This window comes from Accumulibacter sp., from assembly GCF_016789985.1.
In the GTDB taxonomy this organism is placed as follows: domain Bacteria; phylum Pseudomonadota; class Gammaproteobacteria; order Burkholderiales; family Rhodocyclaceae; genus Accumulibacter.
The window spans coordinates 1-7,147 of sequence record NZ_JAEUOL010000129.1; the positions used below are offsets into that span (position 1 = coordinate 1).

The window sequence follows — 7,147 nt, forward strand, 5'->3', positions numbered from 1 at the left end:
TCTCCTCGGCCTGCTCGGCGGCGCGTGGGCGTGGCGGTCCGGTCTGATTGAGCAGTACCACGACCGGTCGGTCGATCCACGCCAGGATGTCGAGTTCGGGGGCGAGAAAACCGGCGTCGGCGGGAGCCTCGGACGCGTTGACCAGATAGAGCACGACGTCGGCCTGGTCGCGCACGTTGCGCACCGCCTGTTGTGACAGGTAGAAAGCCTGATCGCGGAAGCGGTCCCAGACCTGGGACAGGAACCAGCCGATCGGGTTGCCCTGCTGGCCCAGCCGGCGCGCCAGGCGTGCGCTGTCGCCGAAGCCGGGAGTGTCCCAGAGGACCAAGGCATCGCCCTCCGCCGTATCGAGCAGTGGGTAGGGTGTCGCTTCGCGGGTGACGTGCGCGGCATCACGCACTTCGCCGACGTCGCGTCCGAGCAGGGTGCGGGCGAGCGTCGTCTTGCCGGCGTTGGTGTGCGAGATCAGCGATAGCGCGATGGTGCGGGCGACATCGCTCATCGGCTGCTCCCTTCGAGCGCCTGGGCGAGCGCCGACGCGGCTTCGCCCAGGCGGTCGGCCGTGTCGGAAGTGGCAGATCCGGAACTGGCCGCCAGGTCGGCGAAGACGCAGTTGACCTGCTGTGAGGCGCACAACTCGCGCCAGGCGGTTCGCCGCGCCTGACAGCGTCCGACGTCAGCGCCGCGTGCCAGGAAGGCGCTCAGGTCGACCAGGGCGACAATCCGGCCGGCGGGACCGAGCCGGCCAGCCAGGCGGGCCAGAAAAGCCCCGTGCGTCTCACGTTCCGGCGTTGCCGTGGCGTTGAACAGAGCGAGCAGGTGTCCCGCTTGCACCGCACTGCCCAGCGTCTCCTCGGCGCCATAACGCAGCGTCGGGCCGATGGTCAGCAAGGCGTTGCCGCCGAGGGCGCGTGCCGCCAGTCGTTGCAGGCCGGCGGTTGCCGCGGGTGGCAGCGTGTAGCTGTAGGGACTGATGGTCAGCCGCGCCGGTTCGCCCCGGAAATCGCGCAACAATCGCTGGAAATAGGCGTCATCGAGCCCGATCGCCAGATTCGCCGATCTGCGGCACTCGATCAGCCAGGCGAAGAGCGCCAGCAGCAGGCGCGGGACGATCACCACGACGGCGCCGGTGGCCGCCAGCAAGTGCAGCCAGCGCGCGGCGTTCTCGCCGGCCGGGGCGCGGATCGCGGCAATCTCGCCGACCGAAGGAACGGGAATGCCGGTCAGCGCCGCGCCCGGCGCCAGGGCAACGGCGAGCAGACCCTGGACGCTGGCCGAATCGAGAAAGGTGCTCTCCCAACTGGCGTGGTACTCGAAGGCGATGCCGCGCAGGTAGAGGCCGGCGAGCAGGCCCGTGGCGAACGATGCGGCGGCGAGGTGCAGGACGCGCGCCGTCCGCGCAGCGTACAGCGGGGAGGCGATGCGCAGCCAGTCAGTGCTCAACTGCGCCACCACGGCGGCGAGTTCGCTGCCGCCCGGCGGCTGGCGGAGGCCGGCTGCAAGCCGGCCGATGGCGTGCCGCAAGGGTCGCGGCCGGTCGGTGGCACGCTGCGGCAGGACCATGCCGAGCGTCAGCAGCAGATACACGGCAAGATTCCACAACAGCAGCATGAGCACCGGGGGCATCAGGATGTTGATCCGCTGGCCGCCGCCGATGCGATCGACCAGCAGGCCGGCAAGGCCGGCGGCGAGCGCGCTGACGCCGCCCAGCCAGGGCCGCCAGCGCAGCGCCCGGACGGCGCGCGGCACGCTTTTGGAACGCTCGCCGAGACGGTGGAGGCCGAGTCGCGCGCGCTGTGCGAGGAAGGCTGCGTCCGTTGCTTCGTCACCGACCACCTCGGCGGCGGCGCGGCTGGCCCACGCCCGGTCGGTGTCCGTCCACAAGGCGTGCGTATGATCGGCGGTCTCGAAGCTGCGCAGCGCCGTCACCGCCAAGGCGCTGCTTTCGTCGAGCGCCATGACTAACGGTCTGCCGGTAGCGCGGCCGGGCGTGGCGCGCGGGTAGGCCGCAGGGCAAGAGAGAGAACGCCGGTACACATGCCGCTATTCTCCCACGTGGCAGCCCGGGAATCCCGCTGCGGGCCCGTCGGTGGCCCGCAGCGGGGATCGATTCATTGACCGGGTAAGGCGTAATCCCGGACAATGCGGCGGATGCTGTTCATGCTGCTGTCCGGCCGGCGACCATTGGCGGTCGGGCAGGGCGGTCGGGAAGGTCGAGGCGGTCCGCATGTATTACGGTGAGAAACTCAATGCCTGGACTCATCTGTTCGGGGCCGTGCTGGCCCTGGCTGGCGCGCTGGTCCTCATCGTCGTCGCGGCACAAACCGGTGACCCGTGGAAGATCTCCTGCGTATCGATCTACGGCGCGACCCTGGTGTTGCTCTACAGCTTTTCGGCGCTCTATCACAGCTTTCGCGGGCGCGCCAAGGAGATCTTCCAGAAGCTCGACCACCAGAGCATTTACCTGCTGATCGCCGGCAGCTACACCCCTTTCTGCCTGGTTACCCTGCGTGGCCCCTGGGGCTGGTCCTTGCTCGGCGTGGTCTGGGGGCTGGCCATCATCGGCGGACTTCAGGAGTTCTGGCTGCAGGGCAAGGCCAGAGTCCTGTCGGTGGTGATCTACGTGGTGATGGGTTGGGCGGTCGTGGCCGCCCTCGTCCCGCTGCTGCAGGCGCTGGGTACGGCCGGTTTCGTCTGGCTCGCGGCGGGTGGCCTGTTCTACACCACCGGGATCATCTTTTATGCCCTCGATACCCGGCTGAAGCACGCGCACGGCATCTGGCACCTGTTCGTCCTCGCCGGCAGCGCTGCGCAGTACGTCGCCATCCTGCGTTACGTGCTCTGAGCGGCTGCCCTGCCCCGGCGAGGTCGCGGCGGCTGCCGCGGGAAGGCGCTCAGTGCTTGTGTTCGCCTGCCGGCGACGCAGCGGCGGTCAGGTCGCGCACCTCGGCCTTCAGCTCGACGCTTTCGACCTTCCTGTCGCGGCCTTCGACGCGCAGGGTGAGCGGTACGGAGTCGCCCTTCTTCAGTGGCTGCTTGAGCTTGATCAGCATCACATGGTAGCCGCCGGGACCCAGTTCGACGGGCTTGCCGGCAGGCAGTTCGAGGCGCGGGATGGCGCGCATCTTCATCACCCCGCCGTCCATCTTCATCTCGTGAATCTCGGTGACCTCGGCAGCCGGGCTGGTAGCGCCGACCAGCGTGGCGCCCGACTGGCTGGTAATCTCCATGAAAGCGCCGGTTGCCTGCTGCCCACTGACCGTGCCACGCACCCAGGGATTCCGTATCTCGACATCGGCGGCCAGCGCAGCGGCCGAAGACAGGCCCAACAGGACCAGCAACGACGACAGGGTTTGCCTTGTTTTCACGCCTTGTACTCCTTTTTCGTTCAGGGGTAAGCGATTATACGGGTGCTCCCGCCTTGCTCGCCGCGACAAGATGTCGCAGCCGGTCGTTCAGGGTTTGATGCTCCAGTTGCCCTGCGCATCCTGGATCCACCAGCCGGAATGCCACTGTGACTGCCAGCGCTTGATCTGCGCAGTGCGTGCGACGGGTTCCCAGGACTGGCCGCCGTGCGCTTCGGCGAGCGCGTAGATCAGCGAATTGCGGTCCGGGTTCTCGTTGTCGATCAGTTTCTCGGCGATCTGGCGCTGCGGCAGGTTGAGCCGGCTCGCGTCGCGCAGCTTGATCATGCCGTCGTTACCCAGGCCCATGATGCCTGCGTCGTAGAAGCGGACCAGTCGCGAGGCGCGCTGCGCCAGGCTGTGCTTGACCACCACCACCGGTGGCGTGCCGATGTCGAGGTTGATCTGGTCGGCCGCCGGCGCGGCGGCCGTCGCCTCCAGGGAGAGAAAGACGAGCAGCAACAGAAAGCGTTTCATGTCATGGGTCCTGGAGGATTATCTGCCGGCCAGCAGCAGCTTGAGATCGGCGGCGACGTTGTCCGGCGTTTCACCGTGGCGGACGAGCAGCCGCAGGCGACCCTGCGGGTCGAAGACGTAGCTGCCGGTCGAGTGGTCGATGCTGTAGCCGTCGGGTGTCGAGCCCGCCTGTTTGCTGTAGAACACCTTGAAGTCCCGGGCGACGGCTGCGGTGTGGTCGGCGTCGCCGTACAGTCCGATGAAGCCCGGATGGAAGGCGGCGACGTATTCGGCAAGCAGTTGCGGCGTATCGCGCGCCGGGTCGAGCGTCACGAAGATCACCTGGACGCGGCCGGCATCTTCGCCGAGGCGACTGACCACCTCGCGCATCGACAGCAGAGTGGTCGGACAGACGTCGGGACACTGCGTGTAACCGAAGAAGACGACCACCGCCTTGCCCTTGAAATCCGCCAGGCTGCGCGTCTGACCCTGCGCATCGGTCAGGCTGAAGCTCCTGCCCCAGTCGGCGCCGGAGATGTCGGTCGATTTGAAGCCCGGCGGCTGCGAGCAGGCGGAAAAGAGCAGGGTGATGCAGAGGATCAGGGTCGGGAATATCTTCATGGTGGTCCAGGTCGGCAGTGCAGGATTGCGGTGCGGCTGATCGATGAGGAGGCCGGCCGCCATTTTCGTTCCGGGGCCGGTCCGGAGCAACTGTTGGGCAGGGCAAACGGTCTGCCGCTTTCGTTTCCACAGGCCGGCAAGATGCTGCCATGCCCGGCATTGTCAGCAGGCCGGCGTCTGGCAGCCTTGATGCAGGTTAATGATTGTCGCTCATTCCCGCTCGTTTGCGGCCGATCGGTGCGCTATCAGCCAGGGAATGCGGAGCATGGGGGTGGCCATGGCCGGCCTTGCGCAGTACAGTGGCGGCTGGCCGCACTTGAGCCCGGCGGCTACGGTGCGGACAGGCTTTCCTGGAGGCAAAAGGAATGCAGCAGGCTGACTGGTATTTCGATTTCATTTCGCCCTACGCCTATCTCGGGTTGGTCCGTCTCGGCGAACTGCCGCCGGAGGTGGCGATTTGCTACCGGCCGGTGCTGTTTGCCGGTCTACTGAACCACTGGGAGCAGAAGGGACCGGCCGAAATTCCTCCCAAGCGCGCGTGGACCTATCGTTCCTGCACCTGGTGGGCGGCCCGGCAGGGCATTCCCTTTCGCTTGCCGGCCGCACATCCCTTCAATTCGCTGCCCTATCTGCGCCTGGCGATCGCCGCCGGTTGCAGCACAGCCGCCGTGCGCCGGATTTTCGACGCCTTGTGGACCACCGGCGCTGATCCCGCCGACGCGCGGCTGGTCGCCGAACTGGCGCGTTCGCTGGCGATCGATCCGGCGGAGCTGTCGCGACAGGAGGTCAAGGACGCTCTGCGGAGTGCTACCGACCGGGCGATTGCGCGCGGCGTCTTCGGGGTGCCGACGCTGGCGGTAGGTGATGAGCTGTTCTGGGGTGCCGATTCCACCGACTTCGTCAAGGACTATCTTGTTGACCCCGGCATCCTGGGCAGCACCGAGATGCAGCGTCTGACCACACTGCCGGTCGGGGTTTCGCGAATCCCCGGCTGATTCGACGGCAGCCTGGTCGACAGCGGCAGACGGTAGCGGACGGGCAAGCGCGCGGTTATCATCCACACACCTCGGTCATCGAGCAATCATCATGGCATCCTGGGGCTGCCCCCACGAAATCGACGGCAAGTGCGGCAAACTCGACGGCCTGGTCTGCGACCCCGGGATGAAGGGTTGCGTCCTGTCGGGGCGCTACTTTTTTCTCGGCAGCGACGACAAGAACCAGCGTCTGCGCGAGAAGCGGGAGCGGGCTGGGAAGAAGGAGGATGCGGGCGACCAGCCGCCGGGTTGAGCTGGCGCGTCTTCGTCACGGCCAGGAGTTGGACCGGGTGGGCATCCCGACTCTTCTGTTGCGGAACAGGAGGGCTTCCTCCGGGTCTCGCCGTTTTCCGCCCGGTGTCGAGGAACCCCTGCTCCGGCGCGCACTGTACCTCCAGGTGGTTGGGGCCACTCCCGAATCAAGTGGCCACCGGCCTGACCCGACTCGCGGCGAGTCTGGCCCGCTCGCGCGCCTGCGCCACATCCTTGCCGTTGGCCACCGCCACTCCCATGCGACGTTTTCTGAACGACTCGGGTTTGCCGAACAGGCGCAGGTCGCTGTGCGGCACGGCCAGTGCTTCGGCGACGCCTTCGAAGGCAATACCTGGTGCGTCGACGCCGCCGTAGATCACTGCCGAGGCGCCTGCTTCGCGCAGGCTGGTATCGACCGGCAGGCCGAGGATGGCGCGGGCGTGCAGTTCGAATTCGGAGAAGCGCTGCGAGCACAGGGTAACCAGCCCGGTATCGTGCGGTCGCGGGCTGACCTCGGAGAACCACACCTGGTCGCCCTTGATGAACAGTTCGACGCCGAAGATGCCACGTCCGCCCAGGTTGCCGGTGACGGCGGTGGCGATTTCGCGCGATCTCTGCAACGCGAGCCGGCTCATCGCCTGTGGCTGCCATGATTCGACGTAGTCGCCGGCCACCTGGATGTGGCCGATCGGTTCGCAGAACGCGGTCTGGACGGTGCCGGCGGCGTCGCGGGCGCGCACGGTGAGCAAGGTGATCTCGTAGTCGAAGTCGATCAGACCTTCGACGATGATACGGCCCTGGTTGACGCGTCCGCCACTGGCGGCGTAATCCCAGGCGGGCTGCAGGTCGGCCGGAGCGCGCAGCAGCGACTGGCCCTTGCCGGAGGACGACATCACCGGTTTGACGATACAGGGGTAGCCGATGCCGCCGTCGATCGCTGCCTGCAGTTCGGCCAGCGAATCGGCGAAACGATAGGGCGAGGTGGGCAGGCCGAGTTCCTCGGCGGCGAGGCGGCGGATGCCTTCACGGTTCATCGTCAGGCGGGCGGCACGCGCGGTCGGGATGACCTCGGCCAGTCCAGCGGCCTCGATGTCGACCAGCGTGTCGGTGGCGATGGCTTCGATCTCCGGCACGATGATCTGCGGTTTTTCGTCTTCGATCAGGGCGCGCAGCGCCTTGCCGTCGCTCATCGTGATGACCCGCCCGCGGTGCGCGACCTGCTGGCCGGGGGCATTGGCGTAACGGTCGACGGCAATGACTTCGACGCCCAGGCGCTGCAGGGCGATGATCACTTCCTTGCCGAGTTCGCCGGCGCCAAGCAGCATGACGCGCAGAGCGCCGGAGGAGAGGGGAGTTCCGATGCGCATGATGGGTTCCTTG

General features: G+C 67.2%; 9 protein-coding genes. 3 read left to right on the top strand and 6 right to left on the bottom strand.

Annotated features, from left to right (window positions below):
- Together JNK99_RS07440 and JNK99_RS07445 are read right to left on the bottom strand one after the other, a co-directional pair.
- The coding region (locus JNK99_RS07440) for a GTPase domain-containing protein (protein ID WP_291850846.1) at window positions 1-502 on the bottom strand (502 nt) is incomplete at its 3' end.
- Window positions 499-1,959: a DUF2868 domain-containing protein gene (locus JNK99_RS07445; protein ID WP_291850849.1), complete on the bottom strand. Its 1,461-nt coding sequence runs from the start codon at window positions 1,957-1,959 to the stop codon at window positions 499-501. The genes JNK99_RS07440 and JNK99_RS07445, both read right to left, overlap by 4 nt.
- Window positions 1,960-2,227: 268 nt before the next feature.
- Here JNK99_RS07445 and JNK99_RS07450 point away from each other — a divergent pair, with 268 nt between their 5' ends.
- Window positions 2,228-2,845, top strand: a complete 618-nt coding sequence (locus JNK99_RS07450) for a hemolysin III family protein (RefSeq protein WP_291850851.1) — start codon at window positions 2,228-2,230, stop codon at window positions 2,843-2,845.
- A 49-nt stretch (window positions 2,846-2,894) separates the two neighbouring features.
- On the opposite strand, the gene JNK99_RS07455 is transcribed toward JNK99_RS07450, so the two are convergent.
- The 3 genes from JNK99_RS07455 to JNK99_RS07465 form a co-directional block, all read right to left on the bottom strand.
- A complete protein-coding gene (locus tag JNK99_RS07455) occupies window positions 2,895-3,368 on the bottom strand; it encodes a copper chaperone PCu(A)C (protein WP_291850854.1) in 474 nt (157 codons plus the stop codon).
- A gap of 87 nt (window positions 3,369-3,455) precedes the next feature.
- Window positions 3,456-3,881, bottom strand: coding sequence for a DUF1318 domain-containing protein (locus JNK99_RS07460; protein WP_291850857.1), 426 nt, complete (start codon window positions 3,879-3,881; stop codon window positions 3,456-3,458).
- Window positions 3,882-3,899: 18 nt separating this feature from the next.
- Window positions 3,900-4,481, bottom strand: coding sequence for an SCO family protein (locus JNK99_RS07465; protein WP_291850867.1), 582 nt, complete (start codon window positions 4,479-4,481; stop codon window positions 3,900-3,902).
- Between the two features lie 365 nt (window positions 4,482-4,846).
- Here JNK99_RS07465 and JNK99_RS07470 point away from each other — a divergent pair, with 365 nt between their 5' ends.
- Together JNK99_RS07470 and JNK99_RS07475 are read left to right on the top strand one after the other, a co-directional pair.
- Window positions 4,847-5,476 (top strand): 2-hydroxychromene-2-carboxylate isomerase, encoded by a 630-nt coding sequence (locus JNK99_RS07470; RefSeq protein ID WP_291850860.1) that lies wholly within the window; start codon window positions 4,847-4,849, stop codon window positions 5,474-5,476.
- A 91-nt stretch (window positions 5,477-5,567) separates the two neighbouring features.
- Complete coding sequence (locus tag JNK99_RS07475) at window positions 5,568-5,768, top strand: hypothetical protein (protein WP_291850863.1); 201 nt, start codon at window positions 5,568-5,570, stop codon at window positions 5,766-5,768.
- A 166-nt stretch (window positions 5,769-5,934) separates the two neighbouring features.
- Here the strand turns inward: JNK99_RS07475 and purT are convergent, their stop codons facing one another.
- Complete coding sequence (gene purT / locus JNK99_RS07480) at window positions 5,935-7,134, bottom strand: formate-dependent phosphoribosylglycinamide formyltransferase (RefSeq protein WP_291850870.1); 1,200 nt, start codon at window positions 7,132-7,134, stop codon at window positions 5,935-5,937.
- Window positions 7,135-7,147 lie beyond the last annotated feature (13 nt).